Source organism: Halomonas smyrnensis AAD6, assembly GCF_000265245.1.
Taxonomy (GTDB): Bacteria; Pseudomonadota; Gammaproteobacteria; order Pseudomonadales; family Halomonadaceae; genus Halomonas; species Halomonas smyrnensis.
The window spans coordinates 215,481-240,307 of the sequence record NZ_AJKS02000005.1; the positions used below are offsets into that span (position 1 = coordinate 215,481).

Annotated in this window: 20 protein-coding genes; 4 read left to right on the forward strand and 16 right to left on the reverse strand. The window is 68.5% G+C overall.

All coding sequences use genetic code 11. The features are described 5' to 3' along the window. Positions 1 to 15 precede the first annotated feature (15 nt). The 9 genes from UYS_RS0208050 to osmF form a co-directional block, all read right to left on the reverse strand. On the reverse strand, positions 16 to 3,696 hold the full coding sequence (locus tag UYS_RS0208050; RefSeq protein WP_016854999.1) for an ATP-binding protein: 3,681 nt from the start codon (positions 3,694 to 3,696) through the stop codon (positions 16 to 18). A 485-nt stretch (positions 3,697 to 4,181) separates the two neighbouring features. Beyond that, complete coding sequence (locus UYS_RS0208055) at positions 4,182 to 6,023, reverse strand: protein kinase domain-containing protein (RefSeq protein ID WP_016855000.1); 1,842 nt, start codon at positions 6,021 to 6,023, stop codon at positions 4,182 to 4,184. 19 nt (positions 6,024 to 6,042) lie between these two features. Further along, positions 6,043 to 7,332: a 2-oxo acid dehydrogenase subunit E2 gene (locus UYS_RS0208060; protein ID WP_016855001.1), complete on the reverse strand. Its 1,290-nt coding sequence runs from the start codon at positions 7,330 to 7,332 to the stop codon at positions 6,043 to 6,045. A gap of 22 nt (positions 7,333 to 7,354) precedes the next feature. After that, on the reverse strand, positions 7,355 to 8,332 hold the full coding sequence (locus tag UYS_RS0208065) for an alpha-ketoacid dehydrogenase subunit beta (protein WP_016855002.1): 978 nt from the start codon (positions 8,330 to 8,332) through the stop codon (positions 7,355 to 7,357). Between the two features lies 1 nt (position 8,333). Beyond that, positions 8,334 to 9,539 (reverse strand): thiamine pyrophosphate-dependent dehydrogenase E1 component subunit alpha, encoded by a 1,206-nt coding sequence (locus tag UYS_RS0208070; protein ID WP_016855003.1) that lies wholly within the window; start codon positions 9,537 to 9,539, stop codon positions 8,334 to 8,336. Between the two features lie 373 nt (positions 9,540 to 9,912). Then, a complete protein-coding gene (locus UYS_RS0208075) occupies positions 9,913 to 10,665 on the reverse strand; it encodes an ABC transporter permease (RefSeq protein ID WP_051008816.1) in 753 nt (250 codons plus the stop codon). After that, positions 10,658 to 11,602, reverse strand: a complete 945-nt coding sequence (locus UYS_RS0208080; protein WP_016855005.1) for an ABC transporter ATP-binding protein — start codon at positions 11,600 to 11,602, stop codon at positions 10,658 to 10,660. Before UYS_RS0208080 ends, UYS_RS0208075 begins: the two co-directional genes overlap by 8 nt. Further along, entirely contained in the window at positions 11,599 to 12,765 is a 1,167-nt protein-coding gene (locus tag UYS_RS0208085) for an ABC transporter permease (protein ID WP_026068423.1), read from the reverse strand. Before UYS_RS0208085 ends, UYS_RS0208080 begins: the two co-directional genes overlap by 4 nt. Before the next feature lie 126 nt (positions 12,766 to 12,891). Continuing rightward, complete coding sequence (gene osmF, locus UYS_RS0208090) at positions 12,892 to 13,818, reverse strand: glycine betaine ABC transporter substrate-binding protein OsmF (RefSeq protein ID WP_016855007.1); 927 nt, start codon at positions 13,816 to 13,818, stop codon at positions 12,892 to 12,894. A gap of 96 nt (positions 13,819 to 13,914) precedes the next feature. On the opposite strand from osmF, the gene UYS_RS0208095 reads away from it, so the two are divergent. Both UYS_RS0208095 and UYS_RS0208100 read left to right on the forward strand, forming a co-directional pair. Beyond that, positions 13,915 to 14,871, forward strand: coding sequence for a DUF1853 family protein (locus UYS_RS0208095; RefSeq protein WP_016855008.1), 957 nt, complete (start codon positions 13,915 to 13,917; stop codon positions 14,869 to 14,871). Between the two features lie 471 nt (positions 14,872 to 15,342). Then, positions 15,343 to 15,561 carry a hypothetical protein gene (locus UYS_RS0208100; protein ID WP_016855009.1) on the forward strand — a complete coding sequence of 73 codons (219 nt, stop codon included), beginning with the start codon at positions 15,343 to 15,345 and terminating at the stop codon, positions 15,559 to 15,561. A gap of 66 nt (positions 15,562 to 15,627) precedes the next feature. Here UYS_RS0208100 and hepT read toward each other — a convergent pair whose 3' ends face one another. From hepT to UYS_RS0208120, 4 genes are all read right to left on the reverse strand, one after another. Then, positions 15,628 to 16,038 carry a type VII toxin-antitoxin system HepT family RNase toxin gene (gene hepT, locus UYS_RS0208105; protein ID WP_016855010.1) on the reverse strand — a complete coding sequence of 137 codons (411 nt, stop codon included), beginning with the start codon at positions 16,036 to 16,038 and terminating at the stop codon, positions 15,628 to 15,630. After that, positions 16,028 to 16,438: a type VII toxin-antitoxin system MntA family adenylyltransferase antitoxin gene (gene mntA / locus UYS_RS0208110; RefSeq protein WP_016855011.1), complete on the reverse strand. Its 411-nt coding sequence runs from the start codon at positions 16,436 to 16,438 to the stop codon at positions 16,028 to 16,030. Before mntA ends, hepT begins: the two co-directional genes overlap by 11 nt. A gap of 74 nt (positions 16,439 to 16,512) precedes the next feature. Beyond that, positions 16,513 to 17,922, reverse strand: a complete 1,410-nt coding sequence (gene cysS, locus UYS_RS0208115) for a cysteine--tRNA ligase (protein WP_016855012.1) — start codon at positions 17,920 to 17,922, stop codon at positions 16,513 to 16,515. 1 nt (position 17,923) lies between these two features. Next, complete coding sequence (locus UYS_RS0208120; protein WP_016855013.1) at positions 17,924 to 19,603, reverse strand: glutamine--tRNA ligase/YqeY domain fusion protein; 1,680 nt, start codon at positions 19,601 to 19,603, stop codon at positions 17,924 to 17,926. Between the two features lie 152 nt (positions 19,604 to 19,755). On the opposite strand from UYS_RS0208120, the gene UYS_RS0208125 reads away from it, so the two are divergent. Together UYS_RS0208125 and UYS_RS0208130 are read left to right on the forward strand one after the other, a co-directional pair. Next, positions 19,756 to 20,262: a peptidylprolyl isomerase gene (locus UYS_RS0208125; protein WP_016855014.1), complete on the forward strand. Its 507-nt coding sequence runs from the start codon at positions 19,756 to 19,758 to the stop codon at positions 20,260 to 20,262. A gap of 76 nt (positions 20,263 to 20,338) precedes the next feature. Then, a complete protein-coding gene (locus UYS_RS0208130; RefSeq protein WP_016855015.1) occupies positions 20,339 to 21,103 on the forward strand; it encodes a UDP-2,3-diacylglucosamine diphosphatase in 765 nt (254 codons plus the stop codon). Positions 21,104 to 21,201: 98 nt separating this feature from the next. Here UYS_RS0208130 and UYS_RS0208135 read toward each other — a convergent pair whose 3' ends face one another. The 3 genes from UYS_RS0208135 to UYS_RS0208145 all read right to left on the reverse strand — a co-directional run bounded on the left by UYS_RS0208135 (position 21,202) and on the right by UYS_RS0208145 (position 24,766). Then, entirely contained in the window at positions 21,202 to 22,233 is a 1,032-nt protein-coding gene (locus tag UYS_RS0208135) for a CobW family GTP-binding protein (RefSeq protein ID WP_016855016.1), read from the reverse strand. A gap of 258 nt (positions 22,234 to 22,491) precedes the next feature. Then, positions 22,492 to 24,312 (reverse strand): SurA N-terminal domain-containing protein, encoded by a 1,821-nt coding sequence (locus UYS_RS0208140; RefSeq protein WP_016855017.1) that lies wholly within the window; start codon positions 24,310 to 24,312, stop codon positions 22,492 to 22,494. 181 nt (positions 24,313 to 24,493) lie between these two features. Continuing rightward, a complete protein-coding gene (locus tag UYS_RS0208145; RefSeq protein ID WP_016855018.1) occupies positions 24,494 to 24,766 on the reverse strand; it encodes an HU family DNA-binding protein in 273 nt (90 codons plus the stop codon). Between the last annotated feature and the right edge of the window lie 61 nt (positions 24,767 to 24,827).

The window sequence follows — 24,827 nt, forward strand, 5'->3', positions numbered from 1 at the left end:
ACATCATGTCCTCGCTCATGCCGATGCCTCCTGACGGTCGTTCTGGCGGTCCTGCAGGCGCTGGGCCAGGCGGCTCAGGCGCGGCTCGATGCGCTTGAGGCGGCGTTTGTCCGGCGCGGCCTCGTCGCGGTCGATCAGATAGCGGTGCTGGAACAGCATCAGCACGTCCGACTCCGGATTGGGGAAGGCGCCGACGATATGGATGCGGTTGTTGTCGCAGGCGTCGAACAGTTTCTCGACGTTGTGGTACGCCAGGGTGCCGATCTCGTCGATGGGCCAGTGCACGGCGACCTCGGCCGGGCCGCGCAGCAGCCGGGTGAAGGCCAGCAGGAACTTGCACAGGATCAGATAGGCCATGCCGTGGCTGGAGGACTCCAGCAGCTGGCGGTCGTTCCTGATCACCAGGTCGGCGCCGCCCTCGTTGAGGTGCAGCTCCAGGCGCAGCAGGCTCTCGACGCTGTACTGCTGGTCGCTGCGCAACAGCTCCACCACGTCGCCCAGGGCGTCGAGGTAGTCGTCATCGGGCAGCGCGCGGCCGCCGTCGCGCCACTCGCGATAGCGCTGGGCGAAGCGCTTGAGCGGCTCCCAGAACCCGAGCTCGTCGATGGTCGACTGGATCTTCACCTCGGCCTTGCCGATGCCCTCAAGCCTCAGGTCGTCGGCCACCTCATCGGAGAGGCGCCGGCTCTGGGCGTTGATGCGCCGGTTGAGGTCGCGGAACACGGTGAAGAACTTGTCGAGATCGTCGCCGAGATTGCGCCCTTCCTGGAGCAGCTGCTGCTGTTGCCCCTCGAGCAGCTGCAGCATGTCGGCCAGCACCGCCAGCAGGCGGCGCGGACCGGTGTCCTCGAGCTTGGCACGCTCGGCCTCCAGGGTGTCCTGGAAGTCGGCGCTGGCGCCCTTGATCAGGTCGGCCTCGATCTTCTCGCAGCCGCGGCGCAGCGCGTCGAGCGCGCGGGCATGGTCGGTGAGCGCCTGGCGGGCGCGCTCGATCCGCTCGTCGACGTCACCCGGTGCCTCGCCGAGCGGCTCGCTGGCCGGCGCCAGGGTCAGCCCCTCCAGGGTATCGAGCAGCGGCGCCAGGGTCTCGACCAGCGCCTGCTCGGCCTCGCGGCGGGTCTTGAGTTCGCCGACGGCCGCCCGATGCTCGGCCCGGTCGGCGTCGAAGGCGTCCTTGAGCGTCTTGCGCTCGCGTTCGGCGGCCTGCTGGGCCTGGCTCAGCTCCGCTTCCCGCGCCACCAGCCGCGGCTTGCGCTCGCCCCAGTCGAGGCGCATGAAGCGGGCGTAGGCGTCGAGCTCGTCGCGCCGCGCCTCGGTGTCGTGGATGCGCTGTCCCAAATCCTCGATCTGGGCACGGGTCGCCCGGACCTGGACCGGGTCGACGCCGCGATCGGCCAGCTCGCGATCGAAGGCGGCCTCGAGCTCCTCGCGCTGACGGCGGTTGTCCTCACGGATCTCGCCGAGCTGGCGTCGATACTGCTCGATCTGGCGGTCGACGCCGGCCAGCTGGCCCTGATGATCGGCGGTGAGCTCCATGCGCTGGGCACGGTGGGTCTCGTCCAGCGTCGCCAGCGACTGATCGCGCTCCTCGCGCAGCGCCTGCTGCGCCGCTTGCTGCTCCTCGAGGGCCCGACGGCGGCTCGCCTGGCGTTCCTGCTGGGCCTGCTGATGACGCAGCTGACACTGGCTGCGAGCCTGGAGGGCGTAGTCCACCTCCTCGGCGGCGCGGCGCTTCTCGCCGCCCGCCCGCTCGAGACGCGCGTCGGCCTCCTGCACCCTGTCGTGGCCGGCCCTGAGCGCCTTCTCAGCGTCCTGCTCCGCCGCCCGGGCGTCGGCCAGCGCCTGCTCGGCGGCGGCGATCTCGGCCTGCAGGCCGGCCTCGTCCTGGGCATGGTCCGGTAGCGCGATGGCGGCCAGGTCGAGGGCCAGGCCGTGGAGGTCGTCGCTGGCGTCGTCATTGAGCTGCGGTGAGAGATCGCGCCGCTCGAGCAGCGCCGGCGCCAGCACCTTGCCCAGGGTCTGTTCCCAGCCGGGACGGTGGTGGCGCAGGAAGTGCCGCAGGCTGCCCTGGGCCGGGTCGCGCTGCACCTCCAGGGCCTCGAGGCGGGCCTCGGCCCGGGCCCGCTGCTGACGGACCCGGTCGAGCTCGCGCTCGGCGTCGTCGCGGGCACGCTTGTGACCGTCGAGCTCGCCGCGCAGGGTGTCTAGGGTGGCGGCGATGGCGTCCTGGGCACTTCTGGCCTCGTCGACGCGCAGCTGGGCCCGCTCGGCCTCGCGGGCCTCCTCCTCGGTCTGGGTGCCGTGGGCGAGCTCGGCCTTGAGTTCGGAGAGGCGCGCGGTGAGCCGCTCGATCCGCCCCCGATAGTCGCCGTCCAGCGCCTGGCGGCGGGTCTGGTAGTCGGCGTCGAGGCGGCTCTCGGCCTCGCGCTGGCTCTCGCGGCGGGCTTCCTTCTCCTCGCCGAGGGCGTCGATCTGGGCCTGGAGCTCGTCGCGGCGGCGCTCGAGCTGATCGCCGAGCTCGACCAGCCGCGCTTCCAGGCGGGCCTTGCTCTCCTGCACCGCCTGCTGCATGAACTCGAGGTGGTCGCGCAGGCCCTGCTGCCGCTCGCGCCACTGGGGCAGCGCCTTGAGGTCCTGCTCCAGGCCGGGCATGTCGGCCTCCTCGAAGGCCTCGAAGCGGCGCTGGAGATCGTCGAGCTCGGTGCGGGTCTGCTCGAGCTCGCTGCCCATCTCGCTGAGGCGGTCGTTGACGTCCTGGCGCGCCTGCTCATAGGCCTGCTCGCGGGCCTGGAAGTCGCGCTGGCGCTCGCCGATCTGCGCTTCCAGATCGGCCCGGCCGCGCTCGGCCCGGGCGCGGTCGGCCTCGAGCTGGGGACGCAGCTGCCACAGTCCGGCCTCCAGATCGGCGATCTCGCGATCCTGGCGCTGCAGGTCCGTCAGGGCCTCCTGCAACGGCTCGAGGCGCATCGACTGGCGCATGCGGGCGATCCACTCCCGCGCCTTGGTGTTGCGGATGCGGGTCATCGGCAGCTCGACGCCGTCTTCCTCGAAGATCGCCGCCAGCATGGTCTTGAGGGTGTCCATCTTGCCCTCCTTGGCATGCACCGCCGAGACCAGCTTCTCCATGTGGCGGATGCGCCGCCCGGCGCGCACCAGGCTGAAACGGGCGGCCACCTGGCGCAGCTTCAGGCCCTCGCGGCGGCCACCACCGCTGCCGTGCTGGGTGAAGTCGTTCTGGATCACCGCGCGGTATTCCGAGGTGGCGCCGAGCTTGTGCGACACCTGGGTGCCCTGGCGGCGCAGCCCCTGGTTCCACTGGGCGTAGTCGAGGGCGACCACGCCGCCCTCGGTCTCGACCAGGTAGTCCTCGGGGCGATAGGGCGCGCCGACGAAGCGATACTCGACGCCGCCCTCGCTCTTGCGAGTCAACACCGCCTGGCAGACGTCGCCCTCCTCGCGGCGATATTCGTAGACCAGATAGCTGTTGCGATGCGGCAGGTAGAAGGCATCGAACTTGCGCCGGGTCTTGGGCACCACCCGGTTGGGCAGTTCCCCGTAGAAGACCGGCACCAGGCGCTGCAGGGTCGTCTTGCCCGAAGCGTTGGTGCCGCAGATGTTGGTGTGGCCATCGACATCCAGTTCGACCACCCCCTCGAGATGACCGTGGATCATCACGATGCGTAACAGCTGAGCCATGCGGCGTCCTTGATCTTTGCTGACAGTCGCGAGCGTCTGTTGCGGCTCGAGCACGCGCCCGGGGCAAGGCGTAGCGAGGTTCTTTTGACATGGGTGAGGCGATCGTCGCCGAACGGGTTGGCCAAGGATGGCCAACACCGGCCCTGCAAGCGGCGCAGGATGCGCATTAGCGCCGCAGGTCAAAAGAAGCGCCCAGGGACGGGCTTACCGCGTCCTCGCGCAGGCTTGCCCCGGGCATCGGATGCCCGGCGTGGAGGTCAGACGCTCCAAGGCCACCTATCTTGCCAGATCGCCGAGACAAGCTCATGGCATGAACAGGCGTTAGTCCCGGCCTCGACTCCAGGCCGCCACGTCGACAGGTCTTCGAGGGGCGCTGTGAACCCATCCCTGGGCGCTAACTTTTGCCATCCCTGGCAAAAACCCCTCTGCGACCTGTCCCCGTGGCTTGTGCATGGTTCGGTTCGCCGTCTCGGGCGTTACCTTTCTTACTCGGCCTGCTCTTTCATCGCCGCCAGGGCGGCGCGCGGGTCGCGGGGATAGAAGCGCTCCGGCTGGCGGGCCACGTGGGCGAAGACGCGGGTGTCCTTGTAGGGCATCTTCATGAAGCCCGAGACGCCGAGCCCCTCGATGCGCCCTACCGCGGCGAGGATGTCGTCCAGTCGGCGGCGGAATTCGGCCTCCCTGGACGGGTCGAGCAGCCGGTAGTGGCTATGGATCTTGAGGTGCTCGGGCAGCGCCTCGAAGATGATCATGCCGGTGTGGTGGATCTCGTTGAGCGCCTCCAGCGAGGCGATGATGGCCTCGGGCAGCACCAGGAACTCCTCCGGGTCCGGGCCGTCCTCGAAGTAGCTGTGCAGCCGCGAGCGGTCCTCGAGCTCCGGCACCGCGCTGACCTCGTAGGCCAGCCGCAGGTCAGGCGGCATCACGAAGGGGCGATCCGGGCCTTCGCGGTCCAGGTGCAGGGTATCGCGGGCGTTGAACAGGCAGCTCTTGAAGATGCCGCGGCGGTGGATGCCCCGGGCCAGGCTGACCATGTTGTTGACCGCGGCGATGAAGGCCGGCTTGAGCTCGGGGTCATGCAGGTTCAGCGACGAGTCGATGTAGACGCCGTCGGCCTCCCAGCGTACCGCCAGCCCGCCTACCACGGGGTACTTGCCGAGCCGGCTGACCGCGGCGAGAAAGGCCTTCTCGGTCTCGCCCATGCCCTGCATGAAGTTCCGATAGTAGCGGTCGAGCTGCACGTCGTTGACGTCACTGAGGGTCTCCCGGCCGTCCTCCTCGCGCAGGAAGGCCTTGCGCGAGCTGTAGACCACGGTGTCGATCTCACGGTCGGCGGCCCGGGCCCATACCGGCACCAGCGGCGCCTCGGGCGGGCTCGGCAGGTCGAGCATCACCAGCCGCGACAGGCGCGGCATCTCGCGCAGGAAGTGATCGCCGGCCTTCATGCGGGTGCGTGGGTCGGGGTCGAGCATGCCGTCGAGCATGCGCGCGAACTCCATGGGCAGGCCGAGCGAGGTGGCCGGAATCGCGCGGTGACCGAAGCGGCACGACTGGGCCGAGGCCAGCGCATAGAGGGTGCCGGCGGCGCCCTGCTCGTCGAAGCGTGGCGACGACAGCGCGCCATTGAGCTGATCGTCGCCGATGAAATAGACGTCGCCCAGGCGAGCGTTGGTCTGCTGCAGGTTGTCCGACATCAGCTCCATGACGTTGGCCGAGACGAACTGCAGCTCGGCGTCGAGCTGGGCGAACACCGAGGAGCCCCAGTCGATCAGCGCCACGCTCTCGTCGCGTTCGTCGAACACCAGGTTGGAAGGCTTGATGTCGCCGTGGACGATGGGCCGGCCGGAGGGGCCTGACTCGCGGCGCAGGGCGCGCAGGATATCGGCCAGCTGGGCGGCGATATGCACCACCCGCCGCGGCGACAGCCGTCCCTCGCGCAGCGAGACCTCCTCCAGGTTCTCGCCGGGCGCGCGCTGCATCACCAGGATCGACTGGTGGCGCACACGCTGGAAGACGATCAGCCGCGGCACGCGGGGATGGGCCACCTGCTCCAGCATGAAGGCCTCTTCCTCGAGGCGGTCCTGCAGCGACTGGGGCAGGTTGACCCGGGTGAACTTGAACACGTACTGCTCGCCGCCGGCGGTGAGGCCGGCGAACACGAAGCCGTAGGCGCCCTTGCCGATCAGTTCGATCTCCCGGTAGCCCAGCTGCTCGAGCTGGGCCTGGCACAGCGCCACCCACTCCCGCAGCTTGCGGGCATCGTGGTGGCTCAGCAGGTAGACCGACTGGTCTTCCGGGATATAGAACTGCTGCAGCGGCTGGGTCATCGTTCCCCCGAGGCGATCCTCAGCTCAACTCGAGCAGCATGGTCTCCGGGTCCTCGAGATACCCCTTCCAGGCGTTGCAGAAACGCGCGATGGTGCCGCCGTCGAGCAGGCGGTGATCGCCGGCCCAGGTCACGGTCATGATCGCCCGGCGGGTCACCTCGCCGGCCTCGTCGAAGCGTGGCAGCCACTGGCTCTTGCCGATGGCGACGATCGCCGCCTCGGGGGCGTTGATGATCGGCGCGGCGTAGGTGCCGCCGAGGGCGCCGATGTTGGAGATGCTGATGGTGCCGCCCTGGAGATCCGCCTGGGCCACGCGCCCTTCCCGCGCCGCGCCGGTCAGCCGCTGGATCTCGCCGGCCACGTCCAGCAGGCTCAGGCCCTCCACGCCCTTGACGTTGGGCACCATCAGGCCGGCCCGGCCGTCCACCGCCATGCCGATGTTGCACGACGGCAGGTAGTGGATCTCGTCGCCGGCCTCGTTGAGCCGGCTGTTGAGCAGCGGATAGTCCCGGATCGCCAGCGCCATGGCCTTCATGAAGAACGGCATCAGGGTCAGCTTGATCTCCCGCGCCTCGGCCCGGGGCTTGAGCCGCTCGCGCAGCGCCAGCAGCGCGGTGACGTCGATCTCCTCGCCGTACTGGAAGTGCGGGATGGTCGAGGCCGCGGCCACCATCTGCCGGGCCATGGCCGCGCGCACGCCGCGCAGCGGCTCGACGCGAATGTCCTGTTGCCCCTCGTCCCGACGCTCCCCCCGGATATCGCCCGACGCGATCGCGCGTCCGCCCTCGATCAACGCCAGCACGTCCTCCTTGAGCACCCGGCCGTCCTTGCCGGAGCCGGGGACGTCCTCGAGGCGCAGGTCGTGCTCGCGCACCAGGCGGCGCACCGCGGGGCTGGCCGGAATCCGGCCGTGGGGACCTTGCCCGGCCGCGGCTCGATCGGCATGCCCCGGCTCGGCCGGGCACACATTACCCGCCCGCGGCGCCGGCGCCTCGACGCCGGACGCTCCGGTGTCGGTATCGGCACCCGCCTGCGGCGACGGCGCCGATGCCTCGGCGTTTTCCGTCTCGCCGTCCGCGGTCTGGTAGGCGAACAGGGGCGCGTGGACCTTGGCGATCTCACCCTTGGGCACGTGCAGCTTGGTGACGCGCCCGGCCTCGGGGGCGGTGATCTCGACCAGCGCCTTGTCGGTCATCACCTCGACCACCGGCTGGTCCTCCTCGATGGCGTCGCCCTCGGCGATGCGCCACTCGACGACTTCACACTCCACGATACCCTCGCCGATATCGGGCAGCTTGAACTCGGTCATCGTGCTTGCTCCTGTCCTGGACTCAGTAGTGGACGCTCTCGCGGATGGCCTCGAAGACCTTGAGGTGATCCGGCAGATACTCCTTCTCCAGCGTCAGCGGGAAGGGCGTGTCCAGGCCGGTCACGCGCAGGATCGGCGACTCCAGGTACAGGAAGCAGCGCTCCTGCAGGGTGGCGGCGATCTCGCCGGCGAAGCCGCCGGTCTGCGGTGCCTCGTGGGTCACCACCAGCCGGCCGGTCTTGAGCAGCGACTCCGCCACGGTGTCGGCGTCCCAGGGCAACAGCGTGCGCAGGTCGATCACCTCGCAGGAGATACCCTCCTTCTCGGCCAGCTCCACCGCCTGGTCGATGACCTCCATCTGGGCGCCCCAGCCCACTAGGGTGACGTCGCTGCCCTCCTTGGTGACCTCGGCCTCGCCCAGCGGCAGCTGATAGTCCTCCTCCGGCACCTCGCCGGTGGAGGCGCGATAGAGCCGCTTGGGCTCGAAGAAGATCACCGGGTCCGGGTCACGAATGGCCGCCAGCAGCAGTCCCTTGGCCTCGTAGGGATTGCGCGGCACCACGATCTTGAGCCCCGGCGTATGGGTGAAGTAGGCCTCCGGCGATTGGGAGTGATAGTGGCCGCCGGAGATGCCGCCGCCGTAGGGCGCGCGGATGGTCAGCCCGCCGACGTTGAACAAATCGCCGGAGCGGTAGCGGAACTTGGCGGTCTCGTTGACGATCTGGTCGAAGGCCGGAAAGATGTAGTCGGCGAACTGGATCTCGGCCACCGGCACCGAGCCCTGGGCGGCCAGGCCGTTGGCGAAGCCGATGATGCCCTGTTCCACCAGCGGCGTGTTGAAGCAGCGCGCCCGGCCGTAGCGTTCCTGCAGATGGCTGGTGGCGCGGAAGACCCCGCCGAAGCCGCCCACGTCCTCGCCGAAACACAGCACCTTCTCGTCCTCGGCCATGGCGATGTCCAGGGCGTGGTTGATCGCCTGCAGCAGATTCATGGTCGGCATGTCAGGACTCTCCCTCGTCGTCGGTGCGGCTCAGCTCGGGGTCGAGGAAGCGCGCGCCCTTCGGATAGGCCTCCGGATGGCGGCGGATATGCGCCTTGAGCGCGTCGAGCTGATGCTGCAGGTCCGGCGTGACCTCGGCATAGACGTCGGTGACCAGCGTCTCCAGGGGCGGCGGCGGGCGCTTCTCGGCGCGCTTCATGGCCTCCAGCACCTCGCGGCGCAGCCGCTCCTGCAGCTCCTTCTCCTCGTCGTCGCTCCACCAGCCCTGGTCGCTCATCCAACGCTGCATGCGCAGGATCGGGTCCTTCTCGCGCCAGGCTTCCTCCTCCTTGCGCGAGCGATAGCCGGACGGGTCGTCCGAGGACGAGTGCGCCGCCAGGCGATAGGTCATGGCCTCGATCAGCACCGGCTTGTTGTGCTCGACGGCGATGCGCCGGGCCTCCTGGGTCGCGCGATGGACCGCCAGGATGTCGTTGCCGTCGACGCGGATCACGTGCATGCGATAGCCGAAGGCCCGCGGCGCCACGCCGTCGGCGGCGAACTGCTCAATGGCCGGCGTGGAGATGGCGTAGCCGTTGTTGCGGCAGAAGAAGATCACCGGCACCTCGTGCACCGCCGCCATGTTCAGGGCGGCGTGGAAGTCGCCCTCGGAGGCGGCGCCCTCGCCGAAGAAGGTGATGGTGCACTTGCCCTCACCGGTCAGCTTCTGGCCGTAGGCATAGCCGGTGGCCTGGGGAATCTGGGTGGCCAGCGGCGAGGAGATGGTCATGTAGTGGAGCTTGCGCGACCCGTAGTGGATCGGCATCTGGCGCCCCTTGCCGTAGTCGAGCTCGTTGCCGAACAGCTGGTTCATGAACTCGTCGAAGGTGAAGCCGCGATAGACCAGCGCGCCCTGCTCTCGGTACTGGGCCATGATCATGTCGGCCTCGTCGAGAGCCGCGGTGGCGCCGATCACCGCGGCCTCCTCGCCGGTGCACTGCATGTAGAAGCTGAGCCGGCCCTGGCGCTGGGCGGCCATCATGCGCTCGTCGAGCACCCGGGTGGCGATCATCGCCCGGTAGATGGCCCGGGCCTCGTCGCGCTGGAGGGTCGGAGCCTCGGCGCCATCGCAGAGGGTGCCGTCCTGGGTCAGCACCCGATAGGTGGGAATGCTGAACTCGTCACCGGCCAGGAACTCCGGCACGTGGATATCTCGCGTCGTGGTCATCGTCGTGATCCTTACCCCTTTTGGGGGCAGTGTTGTCGCTCTTGTGTCGGACCGCCAGGGGATCGCCCGGGCGTCGATCAACGCACGACAATGACGTTAACGTAAACTGAAAACGCTCGATAGCACGACGAAAGTCACACGCCGGCGAGGCCGCGTTCAAGCTGGGCCCAGTGCAAGCCTGCGCGGAGACGCGATAAATACATCCCTGTAGCTCCCGACGCCCTGCGGCGCTCCCGCGTCCCGCACCGCTTGCAGGTCCGGGCCTGTCCATCCCTGGCCAGCCCGTTCGGAGCATTGCTCCTCACCCATGGCGTAGGAGCTCCGCTTAGACTTGCCCTCGGCGCTGACTCCCAATGCCGGCACGTCAGCGCTCTCAGGCGGCAGCCGGCTGCAGCCGGGCGAAGACGCTGTCCACGGTCAGCGCCAGCAGCCCGATCAGCAGCGCGCCCTGCAGCACGTAGGCGGTGTTGCCGTTGACGATGCCGGAGATGATCGGGTCGCCCAGGTTGCTCGCCCCCACGGTGGCGCCGATCGCCGCGGTGGCGATATTGATGGTCACCGAGGTGCGTATGCCGGCCAGGATCACCGGCGCGGCCAGGGGCAGTTCCACCTGGCGCAGCAGCTGGCCGCCGGTCATGCCCATGCCGCGGGCCGCCTCCCGCACGCCGGGATCGACGCCCTCCAGCCCGGTCAGGGTGTTGCGCACGATCGGCAGCAGGCCGTAGAGCAGCAGCGCGACGATGATCGGCAGGGTACCGAAGCCCAGTACCGGCACCGCCAGTGCCAGCACCGCCACCGGTGGGAAGGTCTGCCCGATCGAGGCCAGCTGGGCGACCAGCGGCAGGAAGTCGCGGCCGGCGCGGCGCGTGACCGCCACCGCGGCCCCGACGCCGATGGCTACCGCGGCCAGCGCCGCGACGGCCACCACCAGCAGGTGACGCCCCAGCAGGGTCAGGAAATCGGCCCGGGCATAGACGACGCTGCGGCTGTCCGGCTCGACCAGCCGGAAAAGGCCCTCGAGCCACGGCATGCCCACGCAGGCGGCGAGCAGCAGCGAACTCCAGGCCAGCGGCACCAGCCAGCGCCGCCCTCCCCCCGTCACCAGGCGACTCACGGCCTCACTCATGATGCTTCGCCCCCACCAGCTGGCGCAGCGACAGCTCGCCGACCGGCATGTCCTCGTCGTCGACCACCGCCAGGCGCTCGGCGTGGCGCCACAGCATCATCGACAGCGCCTCGCGCAGGGTGGCATGGCGGGAGATGCGCTCCCGCGGCAGCAGCCGCGGGCTCAGCGGCATCATCCGCTCGCCGACGGTCAGCAGCGCCGCCTCCTTGAGGCCACGGTCCTCGCCGCCGAGCAGCGATTCGACGAAGGCGTCGGCGGGCTCGCGCAGCAGCTCGAGCGGATGGCCCTGCTGGCGGATGCGGCCGCCGTCCATGACCACCAGCCGGTCGGCCAGCCGCAGCGCCTCGTCCATGTCGTGGGTGACGAAGACGATGGTCTTCTGCAGCCGCGACTGCAACTCGCGCAGTTCGTGCTGGAGCGTCTCGCGGGTGATCGGGTCCAGCGCCCCGAAGGGCTCGTCCATCAGCAGGATGTCGGGGTCGGCGGCCAGCGCCCGGGCCACGCCGACCCGCTGGGCCTGGCCGCCGGAGAGCTGACGCGGATACTTGCCGGCGAACTCCTCCATCGACAGGCCGAGCATCGCCATCAGTTCCTCGACCCGCTTGCGGATCCGCGCCGGGGGCCATTTCAGCAGCCGCGGCACCAGGCCGATGTTGCGCGCCACCGTCCAGTGCGGAAACAGCCCGGTGCTCTGAATCGCATAGCCCATGCGCCGACGCAGGGTCTCCTCGCGGAAGTCGCGGATCTGCTGGCCGTCGATGTGGATCTCGCCGTCGCTGTGCTCGATCAAACGGTTGATCATGCGCAGCGTCGTCGACTTGCCGCAGCCGGAGGTGCCCACCAGCACGCACAGCTCGCCGCGTTCGACGCGCAGCGAGATGTCGTCCACCGCGGTGGTGTCGCCGAAGCGCTTGGACACGCCGATGAGTTCGATCATGTGGCCTCTCCCTGGCGTGTGAGGTCGGTCAGGGCGCCCAGCAGGGCATCGGCGATCAGCGCCATGACCAGGATCGGCAGGGCGCCGAGCAGCACCATGTCCATGGCCGCCTGCCCCAGCCCCTGAAAGATGAAGGTGCCGAGGCCGCCGGCGCCGATCAGCGCGGCCACGGCGGTCAGGCCGATGGCCTGCACGGTGGTGATGCGAATGCCCTCGAGGATCACCGGCGCCGCCAGCGGCAGACGCACCTGGCGGAACACCTGGCCGCGGCTCATGCCCATGCCGCGAGCGGCATCGATCACGCCGGGGTCGACCTCATCGAGGGCCACGAAGGTGTTGCGCACCATCGGCAGCAGGCTGTAGCCGACCAGCGCCAGCAGCGCCGGCGCGGCGCCGATACCGCTCACGCCCAGCGCCGCCAGCCACTCGACGTGGGCACCCAGCCAGGCCAGCGGCGCCAGCAGCAGGCCGAACAGCGCCAGGCTGGGGATGGTCTGCAGGAAGTTGAGCACCGCGAAGCCGAGCGTTCGGCAGCGCGCCCAGCGGCGCATGGCCAGCGCCAGAAGCACGCCCAGCACCAGGCTGACGCCGACGGCGGCGCCGACCAGCAGCAGATGCTCGACGATGGCGGCGATGAAGCCGTCGCGGCGGGTCAGGAACTCCTGGCGCAGCGCCAGCGGTGCGAGACCGAACGTCAGCCAGGCGGCGAGGCTCGCCAGCGGCACCAGCAGCAGCGACCAGCCCAGGGTCCGCGGCAGCGCCAGCCGTGTGCGCAGCTCGATCAGCGCCAGCAGCAGCAGGAACAGCGCCACCCAGACCCCGGCGCCGACGCCCATGCGCGCCTGGGGCAGATCGGCATCGACCAGCCGCGCCGACGCCAGCGCCAGCCAGGCCGGCAGTGCGGCGAGCATCGCCACCGCCAGCCCCAGGGCCCAGCGCAGTCGACGCCGGTCCGGGCGCCAGGCCAGCGCCAGTACGGCCAGCATCGGCACCAGGCTGAGCAGGAATCCCGGCCAGCCGGCCACGTCCCAGGCGGCGTGGCCCTGGCCGGGCACGATGCGATTGGGCGCGACGCTGACGGCATCGAGCCCGCTCCAGGCGACCAGGGTCGCCAGCAGCAGGCTCACGAGCACGACGTTGGGGCGAGGCGAGTCCCTGTTCACCGCTTCCTTGTTGATCACTTCCTTGTTCACCACTTCGGCGTTCACCCCGCCCTTGCTGCGCTCTTCGGTGTCTGACGATCCCGACTCGCTCTCACGACTCGCTCTCACGGCTCATTCCGGAGCGGCTTATTCGTCGAGCGTGTCGAGGAAGTCGCCGGCCACCTTGGCCGGGTCCAGGCCGTTGACGGCCACGTCGCCGTTGAGGCGCTGCAGGGTGTCACGGTCCAGCGCCTGGAACACCGGCGCCAGCAGGGTTTCGATCTCGGGATGCGCCTCGAGCACCTCGGCGCGCACCACCGGCGCCGGCTGATAGACCGGCTGCACCCCGAGGGTGTCATCCAGCACATGCAGATCGAGGGCCTTGAGGCCGCCGTCGGTGCCATAGGTCATGGCGGCGTTGACGCCGCTGGTCTGCTGGGCGGCGGCGCGCATGGTAGCGGCGGTGTTGCCGCCGGAGAGCACCAGCAGTTCGTCCTCGGAAAGCTCGAAACCGTATGCCTGCTGGAAGGCCGGCAGCGCCTGGGGCGATTCGACGAACTCGGCGCTCGCCGCCAGCTTGAAGTCCCCGCCGTCGTCGAGATAGGCGGCCAGATCCTCGAGGCTCTCCAGCTCTTGCTCGCGGGCTAGGTCGCCGCGCACGCTGATCGCCCAGGTGTTGTTGGCCTCGGCGGGCGTCAGCCACACCAGATCGTTGGCCTCGCGATCCTTCTGGCTGACGGTGTCGAAGGCCTGCTCGGCGTCCTTCCATACCGGGCTGTCGGCCATGTCGAAGAAGAAGGCGCCGTTGCCGGTGTATTCTGGGTAGAGATCGATCTCCCCGGCGACCAGGGCGGAACGCACGATGCTGGTGGCGCCCAGCTGCAGGCGATCCTCCACCGCGATGCCACCGTCCTCGAGGCGCTGCAGGATAAGCTGCCCGAGCACCGAGCCCTCGGTGTCGATCTTGGAGGCGATCACCACCGGCTCTCCGGCGTTGTCCTGGGCCTGCGCCGCGCCCACGGTCATCAGGGTGCCGGCCGCGATGGCGACGAGACGTGTCAGTACTGGCTGCATGGATACCACCCGCTTCCCGAATGAATGTATGCTGGAGTATAAGGCCTGTATAGCTTCTCTGTCAGAGCGCCATCTCAACGCCCGGAGCGAGACCGCATGCCGCCATTCCGCGATGACATCCGCCCCTGGCGCCACGCGCTGGTACGTGACCTGGCCTGGCTGGTTCAGGCGCCGGACCTGATTGCCCTCCCCTCGTCCGGCCGCCCCGATCGCCACTGCCTAGGTCTCGAGAGCGACGACGCCCTGACCGACTATCTGAGCCACCTGGACGATGCTCCCGAGGACCTGGAGCGCTACGTCGGTGCGGCCCTAGAGGGCCGCATGGGCCACTATCACGAACGCCTGTGGCAATTCCTGCTCGATACCGCCCCCCATACCCGACTGCTCGCTCACAACCTACCGGTGCTGCAGGAGCGTCGCACGCTGGGCGAGCTCGACCTGATCTATGCCGAATCGCCGGATCCCGTGCCGGTACATCTCGAGGTGGCGATCAAGTACTACCTGGGTCTCACCGAGGGCCCCGGCGACGACGACGATCAGGCCCGTTGGGTCGGCCCCGGCGGCCTGGACAGCCTGGCGCTCAAGCGCCACCACCTGGAGCATCACCAGCTGCCGCTGGCCCAGCGCCCGGTGGCGCAGCAGGCGCTGGCCGAGCGGCTGGGAGCCCCGGTGACGAGGCTGCGGCAGTGCCTGGCGATGCCCGGCGTGCTGTTCTATCCCTGGCGGGCCGAGCTACCCGCCCCGCGCGATGCCACACCCGATCACCTGCGCGGCCACTGGCTGCCCTGGCGCGACTGGTCACGCTGGCGCGCCAGACTCCCGGGACAGGCGCTCGGCGCCTGGCTGTGCAAGCCCCACTGGCTCGCGCTGCCGCCCCGTTCACAGCTGAGCACGCTGCCGACCCTCGAACACCGCCTGCGGCTGCATTTCGCCCGTGGCGGCGCACCGGTGCAGCTCGGCCTGCATCTGGAGCACGCCTCCGGTGCCGCCTGGCAGCGCGTGTTCATCGTCGACGATGCCTGGCCGCATCGACTGCCCCTGCCACCGTCATGATGGGCTAACAGCCTCTCCACGACCGACTTGAGCCACCCGTCTGTAACTTTAATTTACAAACAGCGTTTCTGAACTATGCTGTCGGTAACGGCCCGCCTGACGCTCCCACGACCGGCGACGGCGAGTCGCTTCCCTTGGTTCCATGCCGTTCGGAGGGATGCCTCATGAACCAGGTACTGCGGTTGACCCACAGGTCCGTTGAGCAACACTCACTCCCTCGAGCGCGGCCGATGAGCCACGGCCAACGCCAGGCGTCACGCCCCCGAACGCGCTCTCGTCCCCATCGAAGGATCGCCGGCGGCTGTCTCGCCCATACGCCTCATGACGTCCTTGGCCGCGCGGATCTCGCCAACGCCGAGCGTCGACGCGATGTCTATTCCCGCTGGCACGGGCTGACGGAACCCCGCCTGAAGATCTGGAAGGCTTGCTGAGCGCTCGCCCGAATGGGCGGCTCACGAAGGAAGGTGACGCATGAACATGAACGCTCGGATCGACCCGCGCTGGCATCATGTCCACGCCGACTGGTGGCAGGACGACCGGGGCAACGACATCCACCGTGTCGACATCGATGACGATGCCCTCTATCACTGCCACCTCGTCGGATCGACCCTGCCCTGGGACGCGGTTGCCGCCAGCCTCGACGAAGCCATGGCGCTGGTTGACGAGGCGCTCGGCGCGGAGACGCGCTGAGGATCGAGGATGCCCAACGAGAAACGCCCGGCACGGGCCGGGCGTTTCGACACCGTGCGTTGGCGGTCACGCCAGCTGAATCATGCGCTTTGCGTAGCCGATCAGGTCATCGGCCTGATGACGAATGATCGACATCACGATCGGCGCCTGGACGGCCTGATAATCATGCACGGCGATGTTCCGGAAGCCGGTCATGCGCTTCATAGTCTCACCTAGAGCCTCATCGAGCAGGCCCGCCTGCACCAGCAGCGAAAAGACATCTCGCGCACTCTGCGGCAATCCCAACTGCTTCAGACGAACTAGGCGATTCCCGGCATCAATGGCCGCCTCACAGGCACGCTGCAGATTGAGGATGGCGGCATCCTGACGCGTCTGATCGGACTCGAAGGTGTCAGGATCCTTGTCATACTCTTCCCTAGCACGCCCGATGCATCGCTCGATCGTGGCGGCCTTGTTCAGCAGCACGTCATCGGCCATGTATGCTTCCCCGTTGCTTGATGTCCTCGATCAGGCCGCGCCGCCGGATGCCGAGATCCCAGTACTCGCTGAATATGGCCAGCTCGAACTCGTCGACCTCGGTGCCGGCACGCCACAGCGGCACCCCCTCCGAGACCACCTGATACTGCATGACGGTCGAAGCGCCTCGCAGATCCACGAGATCGACATCCCGATCCAGCAGGCTGGCGAGGGTTCCCGCCAACGCCCAGCAACGGTCGGATGCCATGGCCGAAGGCAGCAGAACGGCCAGGTCGACGTCGCTGTCGCGTCGCGACATTTCGGTCGCCTGGCTGCCGAACAGATAGACGGCCTGCAGGGCTGGCAATGCCTGGCGCAGCGATTCCACGCAGCGTTGGCCTTCCTCCGGTCTCAGCGGCATGGCATGCCTCCCGTCAGCAAACAAGGGGCAGCTCGCGAAGCGGCGCCGCCCACGCGGTTTGACGCAATCCGCCGTTACTCGCCCGGCGCCTCGAACACCCAGCCGGTGCCCTCACGGCTGTCCTTGAGCACGATGCCCAGTGCGGCTAGCTCGTCGCGGATGCCGTCGGCGGTGGCGAAGTCGCGAGCCTTCTTGGCCGCGGCGCGCTCGGCGATCTTCGCTTCGATCTCGGCCTCGGTCATCGGCAGCTCGCCGGCACCGGCGCCCTTCAGGAAGGCCGCCGGTGCCTGCTGCAGCAGGCCGAGCACGCCGCCCAGACGCTTGAGCTCGGCGGCCAGGGCCGGCGCCTGCTCGGGGCTTTCCTTCTTGGCGCGGTTGAGCTCTCGGGCCAGGTCGAACAGCACCGACACCGCCTCGGCGGTGTTGAAGTCGTCGTCCATGGCGGCGGTGAAACGCTCGTCGAAGCGCGCATCGACCTCGCCTTCCCGCACCTCGACGCCGTCCAGAGCCAGCCCGTCCAGAGCATTGTAGAAGCGCTCCAGCGACTTGCGGGCGTCGGCCAGCGACTCCGGCGCGTAGTTGATCGGGCTGCGATAGTGGCTCGACACCAGCAGGTAGCGCACCACCTCGGCGTCGTGATGCTCGAGCACGTCGCGAATGGTGAAGAAGTTGCCCAGTGACTTGGACATCTTCTCCTGATTCACGCGCACCGCGCCGGCATGCATCCAGGTGTTGACGTAGGGCTTGCCGGTGGCGGCCTCGCTCTGGGCGATCTCGTTCTCGTGGTGCGGGAAGGTCAGGTCCGGCCCGCCGCCGTGGATGTCGAAGGTCTCGCCGAGGCAGCAGGTGGACATCGCCGAGCACTCGATGTGCCAGCCGGGACGCCCCTCGCCCCAGGGCGAGCGCCAGTTGGCCTCGCCGGGCTTGGCGGCCTTCCACAGCACGAAGTCGAGCGGGTCTTCCTTGTGCTCGTCGACGTCGATCCGGGCACCGGAGCGCATGTCGTCCAGGTCACGGTTGTTGAGCTTGCCGTAGCCGTCGAACTTGCGCACCCGGTAGTAGACGTCGCCGTTGTCCGCCGCGTAGGCGTAGCCCTTGTCGATCAGCGTCTGGATCATCGAGACGATCTCGTCCAGGTGCTGGGTCGCGCGCGGCTCGGCATCCGGACGCAGCACGCCGAGGCGGCCCTCGTCCTCGTGCATGGCATCGATCATGCGGTCGGTGAGCGCCTCGATGGTCTCGCCGTTCTCGTCCGCCCGCTTGAGGATCTTGTCGTCGATGTCGGTGATGTTGCGCACGTAGCTGACATCGTAGCCGCGGGCCCGCAGATAGCGGGTGATGACGTCGAAGGCCACCATCACCCGGGCATGGCCCAGGTGACAGAAGTCGTAGACGGTCATGCCGCAGACGTACATGCGTACCTTGCCCGGCTCGATGGGCGTGAAGGTTTCCTTGCGACGCGTCAGGGTGTTGTAGATCTGCATGTCAGCCCTTCTTCTGGGCCTTGGCCCAGCCATCCTTGAGTCCCACGGTGCGGTTGAACACCAGCTTGCCGTCGCGGCAGGCATGGCGGTCGGCGCAGAAGTAGCCGACCCGCTCGAACTGGAAGCGGCTCTCGGGCGCGGCGTCGGCCAGGCTCGGCTCGCCCATGGCCTGTACCACGGTCAGCGACTCGGGGTTCAGGTGCTCGAGGAAGTCGGCGTCCTTGTCCTTGTCCGGCTGCTCGACGGTGAACAGGTTGTCGTAGAGCCGCACCTCCATCGGCACCGCCTGCGCTGCGCTGACCCAGTGGAGCACGCCCTTGACCTTGCGACCCTCGGGGTTCTTGCCGAGGGTGTCGAAGTCGACCGAGCAGCGCAACTCGCTGACCTCGCCGGCCTCGTCCTTGATCACCTCGTCGCAGCGGATGACATAGGAGTTGCGCAGCCGCACTTCCTTGCCCGGCGCCAGGCGGAAGAACTTCTTCGGCGGCTCCTCCATAAAGTCGTCGCGGTCGATGTAGATCTCCCGTCCGAACGGAATCTCGCGCACGCCCATGTCCTCGCGGGCCGGATGCCCGGCGACCCGGTAGGTCTCCGCGAAGTCCTCGTCGACGTTGGTCAGCACCACCTTGAGCGGCTTGAGCACGCACATGGCGCGCGGCGCGTTGTCCTCGAGGTCGGAGCGGATCGCGTGGTAGAGCATGGCGATATCGACCAGGCCGCCGTCGGCACGGGTCACGCCGATCATCTCGCAGAACTTGCGGATCGAGGCCGGGGTATAGCCGCGGCGACGCATTCCGGACAGGGTCGGCAGGCGCGGGTCGTCCCAGCCGTCGACGATGTTCTCGTCCACCAGCAGCTTGAGCTTGCGCTTGGAGGTCAGGGTGTAGTTCAGGTTCAGCCGTGCGAACTCGATCTGACGCGGCTTGGCCGGCACCGGCAGGTTGTCCAGGAACCACTCGTACAGCGGACGGTGATCCTCGAACTCCAGGGTGCAGACGGAGTGCGTCACCCCTTCCAGGGCATCGGACTGGCCGTGGGTGAAGTCGTAGGACGGATAGATCTTCCACTTGTCGCCGGTCTGGTGGTGCGAGGCGTGGCGGATGCGATAGAGGATCGGGTCGCGCAGGTTGATGTTCGGCGCGGCCATGTCGATCTTGGCGCGCAGCACCTTCTCGCCCTCGGCGAACTCCCCGACGCGCATGCGCTCCAGCAGGTCGAGGTTCTCCTCGACGCTGCGCTCGCGGTAGGGGCTCGGCGTGCCGGCCTCGGTCAGCGTGCCACGATACTCGCGCATCTCCTCCGGGGAGAGATCGTCGACGTAGGCCTTGCCCTCGCGGATCAGGTGCTGGGCCCAGTCGTAGAGGGTATCGAAGTAGTCCGAGGCGAAGCGCACGTCGCCGGCCCACTCATAGCCCAGCCAGCTGACGTCCTCCTTGATGGCGTCGATATAGGCCTGCTCTTCCTTCGCCGGATTGGTGTCGTCGAAGCGCAGATGACAGTCGCCACCGAACTGCTCGGCGAGCCCGAAATTCAGACAGATCGACTTGGCATGGCCGATGTGCAGGAAGCCGTTGGGCTCCGGCGGGAAGCGGGTGACGATCTTCCCCTGTCGGCCGGCCTCGATCTCTTCGCTGATCTGGTTGCGAATGAAGTTCGGCGCGCTGGTGGTCTCGCTGGTCATGTTGATTGGGCAACCTCTGGTTGAACGCGGGCCTGTCGTCGCGACGCCGCGGGCCTGACCACGGCTTCGCGCATCGACGCAAAACGGCTATTATAGCGCCACCTGCCCATAGGGCGCCAAGGCATCCCGCTTCGAGAAGACAGGACATCATGATGATCATCTTGCAGACCAATTTCGGCGATATTCATGTCGCCCTGAATCACGACAAGGCGCCGAAGACCGCCGCCAACTTCGAGCAGTACGTGCGCGACGGCTACTACGACAACACCCTGTTCCATCGCGTGATCGACGGCTTCATGGTCCAGGGCGGCGGCTTCGACCTGGACTTCAACCAGAAGCAGACCCGTGAGCCGATCGAGAACGAGGCCGACAACGGCCTGGCCAACACCCGCGGCACCCTGGCCATGGCCCGCACCCAGGACCCGCACTCCGCCAGCGCCCAGTTCTTCATCAACGTGGCCGACAACGACTTCCTCAATCATCGTGGCAAGAACCTGCAGGGCTGGGGCTACTGCGTGTTCGGCGAGGTCATCGAGGGCATGGACGTGGTCGAGCGCATCAAGGGCGTGACCACCACTCGCCGCGGCATGCACGCCGACGTGCCGGCCGAGGACGTGATCATCCAGCGCGCCTACATCAAGGACGACGCCGAGGCCTGAACCCCGGCCCGTGAGTCCCGCGCCCTCGCCCTCCGGCGGGGGCGTTTTCCTTCATCCGCTGCCCGCGAGAGATGCCATGTCGACCCTGCTGATCTCCGATCTTCATCTGCATCCCGGCGCCCCGGCCATCACCGAGGGCTTTTTGAACTGGCTGGAGACCCGCGCCGCCGGCGCCGAGGCGCTCTATATCCTCGGCGACTTCTTCGAGGCCTGGATCGGCGATGACCTGCTGGATCTCGGCGCCGCCGATCCCACCGGCACCGCCGCGCTCGCCGAGCGCATCGCCGAGGCGCTGAAGCAACGCGCCGAGGCCGGCACCGCCATCTACCTGATGCACGGCAACCGCGACTTCCTGATCGGGGAGCGCTTCGCCGAGGCCGCCGGCGCCACCCTGCTGCCCGATCCCAGCGTGGTGACTCTCGGCGACGAGCGGGTGCTGCTGATGCACGGCGACAGCCTGTGCACCCTGGACGAGGCCTACATGGCCTTCCGCGCCAAGGCCCGCGACCCGCAGTGGCAGGCGCAGATCCTGGCCATGCCGATTCCCGAGCGCATCGCGCTGGCCAAACAGCTGCGCGACCAGTCCGGGGAGGCCAACTCCAACAAGGCCGAGGACATCATGGACGTGACGCCGGCCGAGGTGGTCGAGGCCCTGCGCGAACACGACGTGACCACGATGATCCACGGCCACACCCACCGCCCCGCCGTCCATGACGTCGACCTCGACGGCGCGACGGCGCGCCGCTTCGTGCTGGGCGACTGGCAGCCGAACCAGGGCTGGGAGATCGAGGTCGCGCCGGGCCAGGCACCGGTGCTGCGCGACTTCCCGCTGCAGGGCTGAGCGCTTCGCCCCGGGCGATCATGCTCCAGCGTCAAAAAGGCCGGATGGCACCTCGCCATCCGGCCCTTTGGTGGGTACGCCCCCGCTCCCGCCCTGTCCTAGATCGACGATGTCCGACGGCAGCGGGCCATCCCGGCCTCGAGCGCCTCGGCGTCCGGCATCCCTCCGGCCTCGGCGATCAGCTCCAGGCGCGAGTCGCGGCGCCACTCGCTGGGCGACAGCGGCCCCTCCCCCCCGGTGCGGTTGATCGAGACCCATCCCGTGTCCGTGTGCAGCACGCCCTTGACCCGCAGCACCGCCGGCAGAGCGTCCAGCCAGGCCGTGATGGCCGAGGCGTCGAAGACCTCATCGGCATGCCAGCGCCAGCCCAGGCTCTCGTGACCCAGCGACGCGCCGCTCTCGCGCACCGGCGCCCCGACGCGCGGTGCCCGAGCGTCCAGATCGAGCCACGGCCCCGGCGCCTGGGCCAGAGCGAGATGCGCCGCCGGAGAGACCGATGAGGCCAGATCCCGGTGCGCGCCACCGTCGAGCAGCCGCTCGACCGGCAGGCGACCCTGGGGCGCCTCGACCACCCAGCGCTCGCCCGGCAGGGTCTCGGCCAGCCAGTCCCGTGCCGCCGCCACCTGCTGCGCCCCGAGCCGATCGACCATGGTCAGGGCCACGCCGTCGGCCAGCCGCAGCTGATCGCGGAAGGTCTCGTGGCCCCGCGCGCGCGGATCGTCCAGGCGTCGCGGGTCCAGTACCGCCACCACGTCACGAAGATCGAGCACCCCGCCGAAGGCCTCGCCTCGCAGCAGCTCGATCAGCCCCGCCGGATGGCCGAGCCCGGAGGGCTCGATGATCAGCCGGTCGGGCCGCTCGCGACGCAGCAGCTGGACCAGGCTCGTCTGCAGCACCGTGGCCAGCTGGCAGCACAGACAGCCGCCCGGCAGGGCCTGAACCACCACATCGTCGCGCTCGGCGAACATCGCCTGGTCGATGCCGACGCGGCCGAATTCGTTGATCAGTACCGCCCAGCGTTCACCGGGCGGCTTGTTCTGGATCAGATGATGAATGAGCGTGCTCTTGCCGCTCCCCAGGAAGCCGGTGATCAGATGGGCGGGAATATCGCGCAGCGGGGGCCGGGCCATGGACAACTCTCGTCGGTGGAAGGAAGATCGAGCGTCATCATCGCATGCTCACGGCCCGCCCCCAGAGCGAAGCCCCTCGACCGGTGGCAAGGGATTGCAAGATAACGGTATAAATTCGGAGACCGGATCACTCGGCCCCCAAGGACGTCATCGCCGGCCGAACGGCAGACACGAACGACAGCCACGAAAAAGGGGGCCGAAGCCCCCTTTTCACCTTCCTTTTCTCCCCTCGCGGGATCCCGCGAGCGGGGTCGCCCGTCAGGGACGCTCGATCTCGGCCTGTTCGCGCAGGTGGTCGAGCAGCCCGTTGACCGCGGCCTGGGAGCGCAGCTGCTGCGCCATGCGCGCCACGAAGGACTCGATCTGCGCGTTGGCCTCACCCGCGGTGACGGATTCCAGCCCGATCAGCACCACCCGCTGGCCATCCCCGGCGCGACCGTAGACGGTCTCGCCTTCGGACGGATGCGGCAGGCGGAAGGCGGCCTCGATCACCGGCTGGGCCAGCTCGCTCTGCCCCTGACGATTCAGCGATTCGGCCCGTTGCCAGTCGAGGCCCAGCGTCTCGCCACTGCGTAGCGAGGCCAGCATCTCGTCGGCGCGCGCCTCGAGAGCCTCGCGCGTCTTGTCGGTCTCGACGGCCGCCACGACACGGTCGCGCACCTCGTCCAGCGGCAGCGTGGTGGCGTCGCGATGCTCGACCACGCGCAGCACCATGCGGCGATCCTCGTCCAGCTCGATGACCTCGCTGTTGAAGCCCTCCTCCAGCACGTCATCGCTGAAGGCCTGACGCATCACACCGGGCTCTGACAGCACGCCGGCGGCGGCGTCACGGCTCACCCAGTCGCTCTGCTGACGCTCGAGGCCCAGATTCTCGGCCACGCTGGCCAGGTCCTCGGCGGCGAAGCTCTCGTCGATCAGCTGCTGGGCCTTGTCGTTGAAGGCGTCATCGACCTTCTCCAGGGCCACGTCCTGACGCAGACGGTCGCGGGCCTGCTCGAACGACGGGCGATCGAGCTCGGTGACCTGGATCAGGTGCAGCCCGTTGTCGGTCTCGACGATATCCGAGACCTGATCCTCGCCGAGGGCGAAGGCCGCGTCCTCGAAGGCCTCGCCGAAGAAGCCGCGGCTGATCACGCCCAGGTCACCGCCGGCATCGCTGGTCGAGGTATCGTCGGAATAGTCGGCGGCCAGATCGGCGAAGGACTCACCGTCGGCCAGCCGGGACTTGACCTCCTCCAGGCGGGCCTCGGCCTCCTCGCGGCTGCGCTCGTCGCCGAAGCTGACCATGATGTGCGAGACACGACGATCGGCGCTGGCCGCTTCGTCCTGCCAGGCCAGGCGCAGATCCTCGTCGCTGACCTCGACATCATCGGCCATGGCCTGCTTGTCGAGCACCACGTAGGCGAGCTTGACCTGCTCGGGACGCTGGTAGGCCTCGGCGTGAGCGTCGTAGTAGGCCTGCAGGTCGGCGTCGCTGATCTCCGGCGCCGCGTCCAGATCGGCCGGTGTCAGGGCATAGTGGCGGAAGGTGCGCGCCTGGCGCTGCAGCTCGGCCAGCCGCTCCTGCTCGCTCGGCAGGCTGAACTCGCTGACCGTGAGCCCCTGCTGGAGCTGGCGACGCTTCATGTCCTCGCGCAGCTGGGCGCGAAAGGTGATCGGCGTGAAGCCGGCGCTGGCGAGGCGGTTCTGAAACAGTTCACTGTCGAAGCGACCGTTGGCGTCCTGGAACTCCGGCAGGCTCACGATCAGCTGGTCGATCTGGGCGTCGGAGAGATGCAGGCCGCCCTCCTCGGCATACTGGGTCAGCAGCTGGTTGGTGATCAGGCTGTCGAGCGTCTCGGCGCGCAGCTGACGCTCCTGCTCCGGCGGCACCTGGCCGCTGCGGATGGCCCGCTGCACCTGAAGCTCGAGCTGCTGACGCGTGATCGGCTCGCCGTTGACGGTGGCGACCTCCTCACCGTCGCTGTTCAGCAGCCCCACCAGGGACTCGACGCCGAACAGGGCCATGGTCACCACCACGGCGCCGACCAGGATCTTGGCGCCCCAACTGGTGGAGCGGTCACGAATACTTTGCAGCATGCAGGCCTCTGCGGATCTAGTGGGTCAGGACGCACATCTTACATGCGTCCGCACTGGCCACGCGACGGGGCGAGCGCCTTGCGCCCGGCTCCGCGTCGGGGCCCCGAAACAAAACAGGCGCACCGCGACAGCGGTGCGCCTGTAGGGAAACGTCGGTCAGGAAGACGGCGAGGCCGTATCCTTAGTTGACGGAATCCTTGAGCGCCTTGCCGGCCTTGAAGCTCGGCACCTTGGCGGCGCTGATCTCGATCGGCTCACCGGTCTGCGGATTGCGGCCGGTACGCGCGGCCCGCTCCTTGACGGTGAAGGTGCCAAAACCCACCAGAGAGACGCTGTCGCCCTTCTTCAGGCTGTCAGCCACGGCGTCGACCATGGCGTCCAGCGCACGGGAAGCGGCTGCCTTGGGAATATCGGCAGACGCAGCAATGGCTTCGATCAGCTCGGACTTGTTCACACTTCACCCCTTGACTGTTACGTAAATTGGCTCTAATCGGCGAGACTAACGGCTGACTGAC